Source organism: Cupriavidus sp. 01L45 (genome assembly GCF_056399885.1).
The window spans coordinates 33,487-46,907 of record NZ_JBFTSG010000030.1; the positions used below are offsets into that span (position 1 = coordinate 33,487).

A 13,421-nucleotide genomic window follows, 5' to 3' on the forward strand; every position below is an offset into this window, starting at 1 on the left:
GCGGCCGCCTGGGACCGGGGGCCGCCGCGCTCCGGCCCGTCTTCCACTGAACGGATACCATGTCGCATACCATGACCCCGTCGGAAATCGTTTCCGAACTCGATAAGCACATCATCGGCCAGAACAAGGCCAAGAAGGCGGTAGCGGTCGCGCTGCGCAACCGCTGGCGCCGGCAGCAGGTGGAAGAGCCCCTGCGTCAGGAAATCACGCCCAAGAACATCCTGATGATCGGACCGACCGGCGTCGGCAAGACCGAGATCGCGCGCCGCCTGGCCAAGCTGGCCGATGCGCCGTTCATCAAGATCGAGGCCACCAAGTTTACCGAGGTGGGCTACGTGGGCCGCGACGTCGACACCATCGTGCGCGACCTCGCCGAGATGGCGGTCAAGCAGGCCCGCGAATCCGAAATGAAAAAGGTGCGCACCAAGGCCGAGGAAGCCGCCGAGGACCGCCTGCTCGACGTACTGCTGCCGCCGCCGCGCGATATCGGCTTCAACCAGCCCGAGGAAAAGGATTCCAACACCCGCCAGGTGTTCCGCAAGAAATTGCGCGAAGGCCAGCTCGACGACAAGGAGATCGAGSTCGAGGTTTCCGCCGGCTCGCCCAATATGGACATCATGGGCCCTCCGGGCATGGAAGACATGACCGAGCAGATCCGCACCATGTTCGCGGGCCTGGGCCAGGGCAAGAAGGCGCGCCGCAAGATGAAGGTGCACGAGGCCTTCAAGCTGCTGATCGACGAGGAAGCCGCCAAGCTGCTCAATGACGAAGAGGTCAAGCACAAGGCGGTTGCCAATGTGGAGCAGAACGGCATCGTGTTCCTGGACGAGATCGACAAGATCGCCAGCCGCAGCGAAGTGGGCGGCGGCGAGGTGTCGCGCCAGGGCGTGCAGCGCGATCTGCTGCCGCTGGTCGAGGGCACGACGGTCAACACCAAGTACGGSATGATCAAGACCGACCACATCCTGTTCATYGCCTCGGGTGCKTTCCACCTGTCCAAGCCCAGCGACCTGATCCCCGAGTTGCAGGGCCGCTTCCCGATCCGGGTCGAGCTGGAATCGCTGTCGGTTGCCGACTTCGAAGCCATCCTGACCCAGACCGACGCCAGCCTGACCAAGCAATATCAGGCGCTGCTGAACACCGAGCAGGTCCAGCTGGTGTTCGCGCCGGACGGCATCCGCCGCCTGGCCGAGATTGCTTTCTCGGTCAACGAGAAGGTCGAGAACATCGGCGCGCGCCGCTTGTACACGGTCATGGAGCGGCTGCTGGAGGACCTGTCCTTCCACGCCACCAGGTCCTCGGGCGAGACGGTCACCATCGATGCGGCCTATGTGGACGAACGCCTGGGCGATCTCGCCGGCAACGAAGACCTGTCGCGCTACGTGCTGTAGTCGATAGCAGTCAGGATCAAAAAGGGCGCATCACGGTGCGCCCTTTTTGTCGTTTGCTGCGCCCGTTCAATGCGCGTGCACATGCCCCGCCGGCGTCGGCGCGGTCAGTTCCAGTTCCGCCGCAGGCGTTTTCAGCTCACGCAGGCTCTGGCCGTCGGCGGGGATCTGTGTCCACTCGGTGCGGCCGTCCTCGCACTCCTGCACCACCGGAAAATACAGCTTGCCAGCCTGCTCCGGCAGCTTCATCAACATCACGAATTCATCGAAATGCGCGTCGGCCAGCGAGCCGGCGAACCACCGCAGCGTGCGCACGTCCTCGCTCACGGTCTTGCCGTGCGAGGTATAGGGCTTGGCCAGCGGCGCGCGCTTCACTTCCAGTTGCCAGCCTGCCTTGGGTTGCGGATGGGCGCCTTGCACGCCTTCCGGGATAGTCACGGTAATGGCGCGCGTGGCGCTGCCGTTGCAGCCGTGGCCCACCATCAGCGCACCCTTGAAGTAGCTGCCGGCGGTGGCGGTCTTCTGCCCGAACACGATGTGCGCGAGCGCTGCGGGGGCCCAGCTTGCGCCGAGCGAGGCCAGCGCGATGGTTACTGCGGGCAGCAGGCGGGATGCGGTCATGTGGATTCTCCTGGGAAGCGCGCCAGTCTAGCGCCGATGGCGCTCCTCGGCGCTGCGGCGGAGCGCCGCAGGGCTGCGTGGCCCGGGAATCATGTCGGATTTGTCTTACGCGGCTTTCGGAGCGTGACGCCTGATTGCGGGAAGGGCCTGTACGTACTCTGTATCTACGGTGTGGGCAAACGCGGATCGCACCAGGCAGGTGCCTGGCGACGAGGCCGCTCTCCACAATATTCCGCCACTGAAAAGGAGCACGACATGATGAAGAAATGGCTGAGCGCAGCAGTGTGTTCGATGATGTTTGCCGGCCCTGCCGCCTTCACGCTGGCGCATGCCGCACCAGCAGGTTCCAAAGCGGACTACGACGCGGCCGTGAAAACCGCTAACGCCAACTACAAGGCTGCACGCGCCCAGTGCGACAGCCTCAAGGACAACGCCAAGGACGTTTGCGTGAAGGAAGCCAAGCGCGACGAAGACGTGGCCAAGGCCAACGCGGAGGCCGCCCGCGATGGCACGGAAAAGGCGCGCGCCAAGGCGGACAAGGTCAAGGCGGATGGCGACTACAGCGTGGCCAAGGAAAAGTGCGACGACCGCAAGGGCAATGACAAGGACGTATGCGTGAAGGAAGCCAAGGTGGCCCACGAGCAAGCCCTCGGTGTGGCCAAGGTCGAGAAGGCTGCCGCCACCGGCACCAGCACCGACGTCGCCGAAGCGCGCGCCGATGCCAGGAAGGACACCGTGGAAGCTGCCTACAAGGCTGACAAGGAAAAGTGCGATGCCATGTCCGGCGATGCCAAGGACAAGTGCCAGGCCAACGTGAAGGCCAAGTACGCCAAGTAAGTCATAGCCACGCACGAAATACCCAATCAGCCCGTCTGCGGGCTGATCGCAGCAAACACGAACCAGGAGTCGACCATGAATTGGGATCAGATCGCAGGAAAGTGGGATCAGGCCAAGGGTAAGGTGAAGGAAAAGTGGGGCCAGCTCACCGACGACGACCTTACTCAGATCCAGGGCAAGCGGGATCAGCTTGCCGGCCGGATTCAGGAGCGCTACGGCTATACGAAGGAGCGCGTGGAAGATGAGCTGAAGGCGTGGGAGCGTGACACACGCTGGTAAAGCTTAAAAAAGTAAAGATAAAAAGACAAAAGTAAAGCAGGTAAGCATTCGTAAGCGCACTGGTGCGCACAGCGATGCAATGCCAAAGTGGCGGCCGGCTCGGTCCAATGATCGCAGCCGGCCGGTTACCACCCGCCGCGATGCATGTCCGGCGGGTTTTTAGCGGCGCGGCGCCGGTTCCGCGAGTCACGGAATCCCGACCGCTCCCAAGCGGATTCGAGAATTCGCCGCCACCGCCGCTCACCGGCTCGCATCCACCCACTCACAAACCAACCAGGCAGGAGAACCGAAATGAAACGCGAGCTACTGTCTTCGTTCGGGGTGCTGTGCGGCCTCGCCGCTGCAACCGTGTTCCTGTGCGCGCGCCCGGAGGCGGCGCCCGCGCTGCGCCAGTCGGGCGCGTCCGTGGCGCTCAAGCGTGCCGTGCACACTCGCGCCGCCCCGCAAGCCGCGGTGGAACTGGCGGTGCAGGCCGGCGACCTGGGCTCGCGTGCCGATCGCCATGCCAGCGACGCCCTGCGCCTGGCCGAGCAAGCCGCCGGCCGGGAGGACGATCTGGACTGGGACTACGTGCAGTTGCGCCTCTGAGCGCGGGCGCTAGCGGACGTTAGCGCGACACTGGCCGCTTGCCCAGTTTGCGCTGCAGCGTGCGCCGGTGCATATTGAGCGCGCGCGCGGTGGCGGAAATATTGCCGTCGTGCTCGGCCAGCACCCGCTGGATATGCTCCCACTCCAGCCGTGCCACCGATAGCGGCACCGGCTCCTCCATGGCGGCTTCGGCCGCGTCTTCCGATACCCCGGCCATCAGCGCCGTCAGGATCGAATCCACATTGGCCGGCTTGGCCAGGTATTCGTCAGCCCCATGCTTGACCGCCGCCACCGCCGTGGCGATGCTGGCGTAGCCGGTCAGCACCAGGATGCGCGCATCGGGCAAGGCGGCCCGCAGCGGGGCGACCAGTTGCAGGCCGGACTCCGCCGGCGCGGTGCTGCCGGCTTCCGGCGGCGCGCTCAGGTGCAGGTCCAGGGTGATATAKGCAAACGGCGTTTGCGCGGCGAGTGCCAGCGCCTGCTGGCGGTTGTGCGCGATCTGCACCGCATAACCGCGGCGCGTCAGCGCGCGCGCCAGCGCGCCGGCGAAGACGGCATCGTCGTCGACGACCAGGAAGGGCGCGCCGTCGGCGGCGGGATTATTGAGGGCGTCGGTCATCGCGGATTCGTTGTCAGGGGTGAGGCGAACGGAGCGGCATCCGGGAAGGACGCCGCAGAGGGGGTGGGCAGGCGCAGTTCGGCCACGGTGCCGCCTTCGTGATGGTCGTGCCAGGCCAGCCGCCCTCCCATTTGCTGGGCGGCACTTTGCGCCAGGTACACGCCGATGCCCTGGCCGCCGTGCATGCTGGCCACCGGGGCTTCGCCAAGCCGGGCGCGTTGCGACGGTGGGATGCCGAGGCCGCGGTCGGTCACGCGGAACGTCAGCGTAGGCAGCGCGCCGTGGTTCTCCAGGGAGATGGCCAGGCGCAGCGGAATCTGCTCGTGCCCCGCGGCCAGCTGGCTGCGCGCGGCGTTGTCCAGGAGGATGGTCAGAATCTGCCCGACGCGCGCGGCCTCGACCGGCAGCGCGGCTGCCTCGCCGATGGCATTGGCTTCGAGGCGGGCATGCGGGTGGCGCAACTGCCAGCGCTCGACGTAACCGTCCAGCCACGCATCGATGCGCTGCGGCGCCGCGGTCTCGTGGTCGTCGCGCAGGCGCGCCAGGATCGATTTGCACAGCTCCAGCTGCTGTTCCATGGTCTGCAGGTCCGGCAGGTAGGCGGACACTCGCGTGCCGCCCAGGCGCGGGTCCGCGGCATCGGCGCGCAACTCGCCGGCGATGACCGCCAGCGTGGCCAGCGGCGTGCCAATCTCGTGGGCGACCGCGGCGGCCTGGTCGTTCAGCGCTTCGACGCGCGCATCGCGCAGCAACTGCTCGCGCGCCAGGTTGAGTTCGGCATCGCGCTGGCGCAGCACGCCGGACAACCGTGCCACGAACACCGCGATCATGGTCGCGCTGGCGACGAAGTTGAGCCACATGCCCGCCAGGTGGTAGTTGACGGCATTGTCCGGGTTGCGCAGGTTCAGCGGCACATACTCGATCAGCATCAGGCTGTAGCAGGCCATCGCGTAGACCGCGAGCGCGATCACGTTGCGCCACGGCAGGATGGCGGCCGCGATCGCCAGGCCCGGCAGGTAGAACGACACAAAGGGATTGGTAGCACCGCCGGTGAAAAACAGGTTGGCCGACAGCGCCGTCAGGTCGACCATCAGTTGGCCCATCAACTCTGCGTCGCTGGGCATGGTGCCGCGGCCGCCATGCATGCGCATGCGCAGGCCCGTCAGCAGGTTGAACACCGCTTGCAGGGAGAGGATCGCCAGCAGCGGGCTGTATGGCAGGATCACGCCGGCCACCGCCTCGCAAGACACCAGCAGCACCGACTGCCCGCCCATCAGCGCCCAGCGCAGCCAGAACAGGCGGCGCAGGCTCATGAGGTTGTGGCGCACCGGGGCAAAGCCCGCAGTGTGGCTCGTGGCGGGACCGGCGTGGGAGGTGGCCGTGTCTGGCGGCACGGCTGCGGTGGTATCCATGCCGCGAGTTTAACAACGACAAGGGCCGGGCCCGCCCTGTGCGACACCGTGCCGCATTGGTCGGCGGCGCAGGCGCTGCCAGACTGGCCGGTTAGCTGCGGGGCTTGCCGCCTGGCTCGCGCCGCCATGGACGACATGGTCTAATGATTCCTTTGTGAAGTTCAGTGGAGATGATCCCAATGCAAGCCAGATTCCTCGCCGCGGTGCCCGCCGCCCTGCTCGCCGCGCTGTGCTCGAACGCCGCTTTCGCCCAGGTCGACGTCAGCAACGCCTGGGCGCGCGGCACCGTGCCGGCGCAGACCGCCACCGGCGTCTTCATGACCCTGCATGCCCACGAGCCCGCCAAGCTGGTCGGCGTGAGCACGCCGGCGGCCGCCACGGCCGAGGTCCATGAGATGAAGATGGATGGCAACGTGATGCGCATGCGCGCCATCGGCGCGCTTGACCTGCCGCGCATGCAGGATGTCGAACTCAAGCCGGGCGGCTATCACGTGATGCTGATGGGTCTCAAGGCGCCGCTGAAGAAGGGCGATACCGTGCCGCTTACGCTCAAGATCGAACAAGGCGGCAAGGTGATCGAGCAGAAGGTCGACGCCGAAGTGCGCGACCTTGCTGCCGCAGCGCCGGCCGCCGGCTCGCACGGCGATCACAAGCACTGAAGCGCTACGGGCAGCCAGGCAGCCCGGCTGCTGCCTAGCTGCGCAGGCTGATCGCGTCGTCGGGTTCGTCCCCTGCGGCCACCGCCATGACGCGCTCGCGCAACCAGCTATGGCCGGGATCGGCGTCGGTGCGGTCGTGCCAGATCAGGCTGAAGACAAAGCCCGGCAAAGGGAAGGGCGGATCGAACACCGCGAAGCGCGGGTCTTCCTCGAACGCGGCCAGGCTGCGGCGCGCCGTGGTCAGGACCAGGTTGGTGCCGGCAATCAACGCTGGTGCCACGCTCCAGTGGGGCAACACGCAGGCGATCTTGCGCCGCCCGCCGACCTTGGCCACGGCGGCATCGATGGCATCCACGCGCTCGCTGTGGGCTGCCACCAGCACATGCGAGCGGGCCAGGTAGGCGACCTGATCCAGCTTGCCCAGGCCGCGCACCGTGGCCGCGTCCACCATGCAGCCATAGGTTTCTTCGAACAGTTCGGTACTGCGCACGCCTTCCGGCGTCTGCGCGAACACGCCCAGCGCCAGGTCGATCTCTGCGTCGGCCACCTTGGCCGTCATGGCCTCGCGGCTGGCCTGGCTGACCACCAGGTCGATCCCCGGCGCGATCTTGCGCACCGCGCGCAGCAGGCCGGGCAGCAGCGCCATGGCGCCGTAGTCGGACATGGCCAGGCGGAAGCTGCGGCGCGCCGTGGCGGGCTGGAAGCCGGACGGTCCGAGCAGGATGCGCACCTGCGCCAGCGCCTCGGCCAGCGGCCCCGCCAGTTCGTGCGCGCGCGCGCTGGGCACCAGGCCACCCTGGCCGCGCACCAGCAGCGGGTCGTCCAGCAACTGGYGCAGGCGGCCCAGCGCATGGCTGACGGCGGGCTGGCTCAGGTGCAGCCGCAGCGCCGCGCGCGAAATATGTCGTTCGGCCAGCAGGGCTTCCAGCACCACCAGCAGGTTCAGGTCGATACCGCGTAGATCATTCATGCGGCGCATATTAACGCTATGAAACGAGAATTGGAAATTCGCGGCGCAATATTTCACACTGGGGGCATCATATTTGTCCGTATGGAGATGCCCCGATGCCAGGAATCAGTAACTTTTCGCCGGCGCTGACCGGCCTTATCCCCGTACTGGTGGCCATCGCATCCGGGGCGGTGATCCCCTTCCAGGCGGGCGCCAATGCCATGCTCGGGCGTAGCCTGGGCCACCCGCTGTGGGCGGCCGTGGCCTCGCTGCTGGTCAGCCTGATGGTGGTGCTGCCGCTGCTGTTGCTGCTCAAGGCGCCCATGCCGGCGCTGGCGCTGGCGGCGCGCGGGCCAGCCTGGACGTGGGCAGGCGGCGTGGCGGGCGTGTTCTATATCTCGGCGGCGCTGCTGCTGGCCCCGCGCCTGGGCGCCGGCGGCTTTATCGCGGCGGTGGTGGCGGGCCAAATGGCGGGGGCCTTGCTGCTGGACCAGTTCGGCCTGGCCGGCTTCGCGGTGCGCGCGGTGACGCCGGGACGTTTGGCCGGCGCCTTGCTGGTGGTGCTGGGCGTGGTGGTGGTGCAGTTCGCCGGGACCGGCGCGGCCAGCCCGGCGCCAGCAGCCAGCTAATCAGGCCGGCCCACCGGCCTCCTCGCGGCGGCGGCCCAGGCACGCCGGGCACAGGCAGTGCTGGCCCGGCACGATGCGCCGGGCGGGCAAGAGCGGCTGGCTGGCGCACCAGCATTCCGGCAGGCCGGCGGCGTAGCCGCACACAAAGCCGGCGCCGCAAGCGCTGCAATGCTCGACCGGGCGCAATTGTCCCGTCAGCACCGTGGCCGGATCGCTCACGGATTGTCCTTGGGCGGCTCGTCGTCCAGGCCCAGCCGGCTCATGGCGGCGCGCATCAGCCGCATCTGGGCCGAAAAATTGGTGCAGGCGTCGCAAATGGCCAAGTGGCCGCGCATGCGCACGCGTTCGATCCAGCTGAGCGGGCGGTCCATGCCTTCCATGGTCAGGCGGTGGATCTCGCGGCAGTTCGGCAGCAGGGAGTCTCGTGGTGGCGTATCAGACATGGCTTCCTTTGGTCGGACAGGCGGTCACGCCTTTTGCCCGAACCAGTTCAGTTCCAGGCACTCGCGCAGGCGCATGCGGGCGCGGTACAGCATGACCCATGCATTGGTCGTCGTGATCTCCAGTTCCTGACAGATTTCTTCGGTTTCCAGTTCCAGCCATTCCCGCATCATGAAAATCCGGCCAATCTTGGCTGGCAGCTTGTCCACGCAAAGCTGCAGGATCTCGAAGAACTCGCGACGCTCCAGCGTCCGGTCGGGGTTGCCCCAGTCGGAAGGCGGCGTATGGTAGTGCCCGTTCTTGGCGAACAGGGCGTCGAACGCGTCGATATCCGACTGGGCTTCGCCGTCCTCGTCGCCGCCGAGCGCCAGGCGCACTTCGCGCCGGCCGCTGCGCAGCGTATCGATGATCTTGTGCTTGAGGATGCCGATCAGGTAGGTCTTCAGCGCGGACTGGCCGCTGAAGCGCTCCGGGTGCTCCAGCGCGGCCACCAGGGTGTCGGAGACGGTATCCTCGGCCAGCGCCTGGTCACGCAGTTGCAGCCGCGCGAAGCGCAGCAGATGGGGGCGCAGGGCGTTAAGATCGTCGGGGTGCAGGCTCATTTTTCTTGCCGCTGTCCGGTGGTGGGAAACTGTCAGCCGACTGTTGCGTGGATAGGACGCCATGGTGCGCCGCAGTACGCATGCACCGGTTTTGAGCCACTGCCGCACCAGCGTCTGCACGCGTGCGGCGCGGTTTCTTGTAAAATCGGCGCCTGCCGCGGCCGGATGTGGTCAATGCGGGGTCTGGAATGCCTGGAACCCGTTGTCCACCGCCGGTCAGAATTGCCATGATACCTGTTGAATCTCACGGATGTCCCTTGCCATGAACGCCGACACCCCTGGGCCTGCCGCTACCGCGGTGGCCGCAATTGCCCCAGCCCTCAAGGCCGAAATCCTCGCCGAGGCGCTGCCCTATATCCGCAAGTTTCACGGCAAGACCATCGTCGTCAAGTACGGCGGCAACGCGATGACCGAGGAAAAGCTCAAGCACGGCTTCGCGCGCGACGTGATCCTGCTCAAGCTGGTCGGCATGAATCCGGTCGTGGTCCACGGTGGTGGCCCGCAGATCGACGAAGCCCTGAAGAAAGTCGGCAAGGTCGGCACCTTCATCCAGGGCATGCGCGTCACCGATGAAGAGACCATGGAAGTGGTCGAATGGGTGCTGGGCGGCGAAGTGCAGCAGGACATCGTCATGCTGATCAACCAGTACGGCGGCCAGGCCGTGGGCCTGACCGGCAAGGACGGCGGCCTGATCCGCGCCAAGCGCCTGAAGATGCCGGACCGCGAGAATCCCGGCGCCTTCATCGATATCGGCTACGTGGGYGACATCGAAGCGATCAACCCGGCCGTGGTCAAGGCGCTGCAGGACGATGCCTTCATCCCGGTGATCTCGCCGATCGGTTTCTCCGACGACGGCCAGGCCTACAACATCAACGCCGATGTGGTGGCCGGCAAGATGGCCGAGATCCTCAAGGCCGAGAAGCTGGTGATGATGACCAACATCCCGGGCGTGATGGACAAGGCCGGCAACCTGCTGACCGACCTCTCGGCGCGCGAGATCGAGGAACTGTTCGCCGACGGCACCATCTCCGGCGGCATGCTGCCGAAGATCTCGTCGGCGCTGGACGCGGCCAAGAGCGGCGTCAATTCGGTGCACATCATCGATGGCCGCATCGAACACTCGCTGTTGCTCGAAATCCTGACCGAACAAGCGTTCGGTACCATGATCCGTTCGCACTAGAACGCATCTCCCGGCAGCGCGCGCCGCGCGCTGCCGCCTCACCCCCTCTTTCCTTCCCGCGTGCCATCTACTTCCCCGCCCTTGCGCCGCAGCCTGCGCGGTGCGCGCCGACGCCGCCCCGCGGGCGACAATTCCGGCCGCACGGTCTGGCTGTTCGACCTCGACAACACGCTGCACGACGCGTCGCACGCGATCTTTCCCGCCATCAACCAGTTGATGACGGCGTATGTCGCCCGCGTGCTGGGCAGCGACGAGGCCACCGCCAGCGAGGTAAGGGTGAAGTACTGGCAGCGCTATGGCGCGACCCTGCTCGGCATGATCCGCCACCACGGCGTGGATCCGGCCGACTTCCTGCGCGCCGCGCATGATTTCCCCGAACTGGCGGAAATGGTGCGCGTGCAGCGGGGCCTGGCCGGCCACCTGCGCCGCTTGCCGGGGCGCAAGATCTTGGTGACCAACGCACCGGCGCAATATGCGCGCGCCGTCATGCAGGTGGCCGGTATCCAGCATTGTTTCGAGCGCGTCGTCGCCATTGAGGACATGTGGGTGCATGGACACCTGCGGCCCAAGCCGGACCGCCGCATGTTGCGCCGCCTGCTGGCCCAGCAAGGCGTGGCGCCGCACCGGGCGGTGCTGGTGGAAGACACGCTGTCCCACCTCAAGCGTTATGCCGGCACGGGCATTCGCACCGCCTGGGTGACGGGCTACCTGCGCACGCTGGCGCCATCGCGCCCGCACGATGTGCCGATGCCAGCCAGCGTGGCGGCGGACGGCGTCAGCGGCGACGCCGTGCTGCGCAGCACGCTGGACGCCGAGGACAGGCAGCATGCCGGGCACGCCGCGCAAGAGCATTCGGTGACGCTGGTGGCGGCCGAGACGCAGGACCCGCCGTCGCGGCCGCAAGGCAAGACGGCGCCGCAAGCGCTGCCGGCATCGGCGCCGCGCGTGCGGGCGCGCATCGTAAATCGCCCCGGTTATGTGAACGTAAAAGTACAATCCATGCATCAACTCCAACGACGAATTCGGAGAATAGGGTCATGATGCACAGTAACGGGCGCCCATCGGGTGCGGCTCCGGCCGCGGCCGGGCAGGGCGCAGGCGCGGACGGGGCGCCGGCACGCAAACGCCCGCGTCCGGGCGAGCGGCGGGTGCAGATCCTGCAGACGCTGGCCGGAATGCTGGAAGTGCCGCGCGGGGAAAAAGTCACCACCGCGGCGCTGGCCGCCAAGCTCAGTGTTTCCGAGGCGGCGCTGTACCGCCATTTCGCCAGCAAGGCGCAGATGTTCGAGGGCCTGATCGGCTTTATCGAGCAGACCGTCTTCGGCCTGATCAACCAGATCACCACCCAGGAAGAACATGGGCTGCGCCAGGCGCATGCCGTGGTGCGCATGCTGCTGTCCTTCGCCGAGAAGAATCCAGGCATGACCCGCGTGCTGACCGGCGAAGCGCTGGTGGGTGAGCACGATCGCCTGCAGGAGCGCATCAACCAGGTGGTGGACCGCATCGAGGCCTCGCTGCGGCAGTGCCTCAAGGTTGCCATCACCCAGGGCGCGTTCCCGCCCGACGCCGACGTGCCGGTGCGCGCGGCGCTGATCATGGCGACCGTGCAGGGCCACTGGCATCGCTACGCCAAGAGCGGCTTCCGCAAGCTCCCGAGCGAGAATGCGGACGCGCAACTGCGCGTGCTGCTGGGCTAGGCGCCGCGGGCGGCCCCGCCCGGGGCCTCCTCTGCCTCTGCTTCAGGCCGCGGGCACATGAATGCTGGCCTTGATGTGCTTCAGGTTGGCCACGATGGTGAACGTCATCACGATCAGCAGCGACCACGAACTCCATTTGCCCACATGCACCGCCGACCACGCGCCTAGCTGGTTGGGGTAGCGCCACACCGCGAAGAACGTGCTGATGTTTTCCGCGATCCAGACGAACAGGCCGATCAGCACGAACGCCAGCAGCAGCGGCATCTCGCGCTCCCGGTCCAGCGGGCGGAAGCGCACCGTGCTGCGCGCATACAGCCCGGCAATGCCGCAGGCCAGGTACCAGCGGTAGTCGCCGATATAGTGGTGCGTGAAGAAGTTCGCGTACACCAGCGCCGCCATCAGGCCGGCCATCCAGTACGGCGGATGGTGCCGCACGCGCACGTCCAGGATGCGCCAGGCCTGGATGATGTAGCTTCCCACTGCCGCGTACATGAAGCCTGAAAACAGCGGCACGCCCAGCACCTTGGTGTAGGCGAAGTCAGGATAGCTCCACGACTGGATGCCGCCCGATGTCTTGAAAACTTCCAGCGCAAAGCCCACCACGTGGAACAGGCTGATGGCCCTGAGTTCGTCCATCGTCTCCAGCCGTGCCCACACCATCGCCGCCTGGATCGCGACTGCCGCCGCCAGCAGCAGGTCGTAGCGCGGGATGCCCATCCAGCCGCCGCGCGGCACGGCGAAGACCGCCAGGAAGAACAGTCCCGCGAACAGGCACGATCGCGCTTCCTTGACGCCGAAAGCGAGAAACTCGCAAAGTCCGCGGCGCGCGCCGGCCAGCGCCAGTCCGGGGCGGGGCGCGGTGAGCAGGCGGTCGAGCCGGTTGGATGCGGCGTTCCGGCCGCTGTGCAGGCGGAACGGATCGGGCATGCGTTTCGTAGCGGTGATCATGTCGGCCTCAATCCACACAGGCGCGCGCGGGCGCACGATGCCGGGTCGGCTTGTCGCGCTCGATCCACTGGCGCAGCGCAACACCGGTCGCCGCCAGCGTCATCAGCGGCAAGCCGATCCACAGGCATTCCAGCCAGAAGCGCGTTGCGCCGAACGGCCCGGCGCCGGTCAGCGGCAGCGGCCGCCACGGCAGCGTCACGCGCTGGTCCGCCAGCGGATAGAACAGCGCCGTGCCGATGCCGCGGTCGGTCAGCAGGTCCAGCAGGGGGTGCGACACGGTGCTCAAGGCCACGAACAGGAAGGCGATGCCGCGCCGCCAGCCGCAGCGCCTTGCCGCCAGCGCCGCCACGAGGCCGAGCGCCAGCGCGAAGCCGATCGAGTGCGTCAGGCCCCGATGGCCCAGCACGCTGCTGTAGCGCACCCCGGCATACCAGACGCTGAGCATGTCGACGTCGGGCAGCACGCTGGCCGCGACGCCGGCCAGCATCAGGCTTGCCGGCACCCTGCGCCGGCCCAGCGCGGCGGCCAGGGCGAGCGGCGGGGCGCAATGGAGGTAGGTGGGCATGGCGTTC

The 13,421-nt window shown here is 67.1% G+C and carries 18 protein-coding genes; 9 read left to right on the forward strand and 9 right to left on the reverse strand.

What is annotated here, in order from left to right; translation table 11 throughout:
- Window positions 1-59: 59 nt before the first annotated feature.
- A complete protein-coding gene (gene hslU / locus AC1DT6_RS20785; protein ID WP_477114849.1) occupies window positions 60-1,391 on the forward strand; it encodes an ATP-dependent protease ATPase subunit HslU in 1,332 nt (443 codons plus the stop codon).
- 66 nt (window positions 1,392-1,457) lie between these two features.
- Here hslU and AC1DT6_RS20790 read toward each other — a convergent pair whose 3' ends face one another.
- Window positions 1,458-2,009, reverse strand: a complete 552-nt coding sequence (locus tag AC1DT6_RS20790) for a YcnI family copper-binding membrane protein (protein ID WP_477103455.1) — start codon at window positions 2,007-2,009, stop codon at window positions 1,458-1,460.
- A 255-nt stretch (window positions 2,010-2,264) separates the two neighbouring features.
- On the opposite strand from AC1DT6_RS20790, the gene AC1DT6_RS20795 reads away from it, so the two are divergent.
- The 3 genes from AC1DT6_RS20795 (at window position 2,265) to AC1DT6_RS20805 (ending at window position 3,713) form a co-directional block, all read left to right on the forward strand.
- Window positions 2,265-2,846, forward strand: a complete 582-nt coding sequence (locus AC1DT6_RS20795) for a hypothetical protein (protein WP_441631449.1) — start codon at window positions 2,265-2,267, stop codon at window positions 2,844-2,846.
- Window positions 2,847-2,921: 75 nt separating this feature from the next.
- Window positions 2,922-3,125: a CsbD family protein gene (locus AC1DT6_RS20800; RefSeq protein WP_045236210.1), complete on the forward strand. Its 204-nt coding sequence runs from the start codon at window positions 2,922-2,924 to the stop codon at window positions 3,123-3,125.
- Between the two features lie 291 nt (window positions 3,126-3,416).
- Entirely contained in the window at window positions 3,417-3,713 is a 297-nt protein-coding gene (locus tag AC1DT6_RS20805; protein ID WP_441631451.1) for a hypothetical protein, read from the forward strand.
- 19 nt (window positions 3,714-3,732) lie between these two features.
- On the opposite strand, the gene AC1DT6_RS20810 is transcribed toward AC1DT6_RS20805, so the two are convergent.
- Together AC1DT6_RS20810 and AC1DT6_RS20815 are read right to left on the reverse strand one after the other, a co-directional pair.
- Window positions 3,733-4,332, reverse strand: coding sequence for a response regulator transcription factor (locus tag AC1DT6_RS20810; protein ID WP_441631453.1), 600 nt, complete (start codon window positions 4,330-4,332; stop codon window positions 3,733-3,735).
- On the reverse strand, window positions 4,329-5,744 hold the full coding sequence (locus AC1DT6_RS20815; RefSeq protein ID WP_477114850.1) for an ATP-binding protein: 1,416 nt from the start codon (window positions 5,742-5,744) through the stop codon (window positions 4,329-4,331). Before AC1DT6_RS20815 ends, AC1DT6_RS20810 begins: the two co-directional genes overlap by 4 nt.
- A 179-nt stretch (window positions 5,745-5,923) precedes the next feature.
- Between AC1DT6_RS20815 and AC1DT6_RS20820 the strand changes: the two genes are divergently transcribed.
- Entirely contained in the window at window positions 5,924-6,403 is a 480-nt protein-coding gene (locus AC1DT6_RS20820; protein ID WP_045236206.1) for a copper chaperone PCu(A)C, read from the forward strand.
- Window positions 6,404-6,437: 34 nt separating this feature from the next.
- Here AC1DT6_RS20820 and AC1DT6_RS20825 read toward each other — a convergent pair whose 3' ends face one another.
- Window positions 6,438-7,373, reverse strand: coding sequence for a LysR family transcriptional regulator (locus tag AC1DT6_RS20825; protein ID WP_477114851.1), 936 nt, complete (start codon window positions 7,371-7,373; stop codon window positions 6,438-6,440).
- 95 nt (window positions 7,374-7,468) lie between these two features.
- Between AC1DT6_RS20825 and AC1DT6_RS20830 the strand changes: the two genes are divergently transcribed.
- Window positions 7,469-7,981, forward strand: a complete 513-nt coding sequence (locus AC1DT6_RS20830; RefSeq protein ID WP_477114852.1) for a DMT family transporter — start codon at window positions 7,469-7,471, stop codon at window positions 7,979-7,981.
- On the opposite strand, the gene AC1DT6_RS20835 is transcribed toward AC1DT6_RS20830, so the two are convergent.
- Genes AC1DT6_RS20835 through AC1DT6_RS20845 form a run of 3 tightly spaced genes read right to left on the reverse strand, consistent with a single transcriptional unit; the run spans window position 7,982 to window position 9,024 of the window.
- A complete protein-coding gene (locus AC1DT6_RS20835; RefSeq protein WP_035874353.1) occupies window positions 7,982-8,200 on the reverse strand; it encodes a cysteine-rich CWC family protein in 219 nt (72 codons plus the stop codon).
- Window positions 8,197-8,424, reverse strand: coding sequence for a zf-HC2 domain-containing protein (locus AC1DT6_RS20840; RefSeq protein ID WP_441631463.1), 228 nt, complete (start codon window positions 8,422-8,424; stop codon window positions 8,197-8,199). The genes AC1DT6_RS20835 and AC1DT6_RS20840 overlap by 4 nt, the downstream gene beginning before the upstream one ends.
- Before the next feature lie 24 nt (window positions 8,425-8,448).
- Entirely contained in the window at window positions 8,449-9,024 is a 576-nt protein-coding gene (locus tag AC1DT6_RS20845) for a sigma-70 family RNA polymerase sigma factor (RefSeq protein ID WP_035874347.1), read from the reverse strand.
- Window positions 9,025-9,274: 250 nt separating this feature from the next.
- Here AC1DT6_RS20845 and argB point away from each other — a divergent pair, with 250 nt between their 5' ends.
- Genes argB through slmA form a run of 3 tightly spaced genes read left to right on the forward strand, consistent with a single transcriptional unit; the run spans window position 9,275 to window position 11,901 of the window.
- Entirely contained in the window at window positions 9,275-10,204 is a 930-nt protein-coding gene (gene argB, locus AC1DT6_RS20850; RefSeq protein WP_017226062.1) for an acetylglutamate kinase, read from the forward strand.
- A gap of 60 nt (window positions 10,205-10,264) precedes the next feature.
- The gene (locus AC1DT6_RS20855) at window positions 10,265-11,245 is read left to right on the forward strand and encodes a pyrimidine 5'-nucleotidase (RefSeq protein ID WP_441631466.1); all 981 of its coding nucleotides are present in this window, start codon (window positions 10,265-10,267) and stop codon (window positions 11,243-11,245) included.
- Window positions 11,242-11,901, forward strand: coding sequence for a nucleoid occlusion factor SlmA (gene slmA, locus AC1DT6_RS20860; RefSeq protein WP_045236201.1), 660 nt, complete (start codon window positions 11,242-11,244; stop codon window positions 11,899-11,901). The genes AC1DT6_RS20855 and slmA overlap by 4 nt, the downstream gene beginning before the upstream one ends.
- Window positions 11,902-11,943: 42 nt before the next feature.
- Here the strand turns inward: slmA and AC1DT6_RS20865 are convergent, their stop codons facing one another.
- Both AC1DT6_RS20865 and AC1DT6_RS20870 read right to left on the reverse strand, forming a co-directional pair.
- The gene (locus tag AC1DT6_RS20865) at window positions 11,944-12,849 is read right to left on the reverse strand and encodes a DUF817 domain-containing protein (protein WP_441631468.1); all 906 of its coding nucleotides are present in this window, start codon (window positions 12,847-12,849) and stop codon (window positions 11,944-11,946) included.
- Window positions 12,850-12,856: 7 nt separating this feature from the next.
- Window positions 12,857-13,414, reverse strand: coding sequence for a metal-dependent hydrolase (locus AC1DT6_RS20870; RefSeq protein WP_477114853.1), 558 nt, complete (start codon window positions 13,412-13,414; stop codon window positions 12,857-12,859).
- Window positions 13,415-13,421: the final 7 nt, after the last annotated feature.

Coding starts and splice junctions, on each gene's coding strand:
- AC1DT6_RS20840 (WP_441631463.1), bottom strand. CDS start 8,424: ATGTCTGATACGCCACCACGAGACTCCCTGCTGCCGAACTGCCGCGAG.
- AC1DT6_RS20790 (WP_477103455.1), bottom strand. CDS start 2,009: ATGACCGCATCCCGCCTGCTGCCCGCAGTAACCATCGCGCTGGCCTCG.
- AC1DT6_RS20865 (WP_441631468.1), bottom strand. CDS start 12,849: ATGATCACCGCTACGAAACGCATGCCCGATCCGTTCCGCCTGCACAGC.
- AC1DT6_RS20805 (WP_441631451.1), top strand. CDS start 3,417: ATGAAACGCGAGCTACTGTCTTCGTTCGGGGTGCTGTGCGGCCTCGCC.
- AC1DT6_RS20820 (WP_045236206.1), top strand. CDS start 5,924: ATGCAAGCCAGATTCCTCGCCGCGGTGCCCGCCGCCCTGCTCGCCGCG.
- AC1DT6_RS20795 (WP_441631449.1), top strand. CDS start 2,265: ATGATGAAGAAATGGCTGAGCGCAGCAGTGTGTTCGATGATGTTTGCC.
- AC1DT6_RS20845 (WP_035874347.1), bottom strand. CDS start 9,024: ATGAGCCTGCACCCCGACGATCTTAACGCCCTGCGCCCCCATCTGCTG.
- AC1DT6_RS20800 (WP_045236210.1), top strand. CDS start 2,922: ATGAATTGGGATCAGATCGCAGGAAAGTGGGATCAGGCCAAGGGTAAG.
- AC1DT6_RS20830 (WP_477114852.1), top strand. CDS start 7,469: ATGCCAGGAATCAGTAACTTTTCGCCGGCGCTGACCGGCCTTATCCCC.
- AC1DT6_RS20870 (WP_477114853.1), bottom strand. CDS start 13,414: ATGCCCACCTACCTCCATTGCGCCCCGCCGCTCGCCCTGGCCGCCGCG.
- AC1DT6_RS20815 (WP_477114850.1), bottom strand. CDS start 5,744: ATGGATACCACCGCAGCCGTGCCGCCAGACACGGCCACCTCCCACGCC.
- slmA (WP_045236201.1), top strand. CDS start 11,242: ATGATGCACAGTAACGGGCGCCCATCGGGTGCGGCTCCGGCCGCGGCC.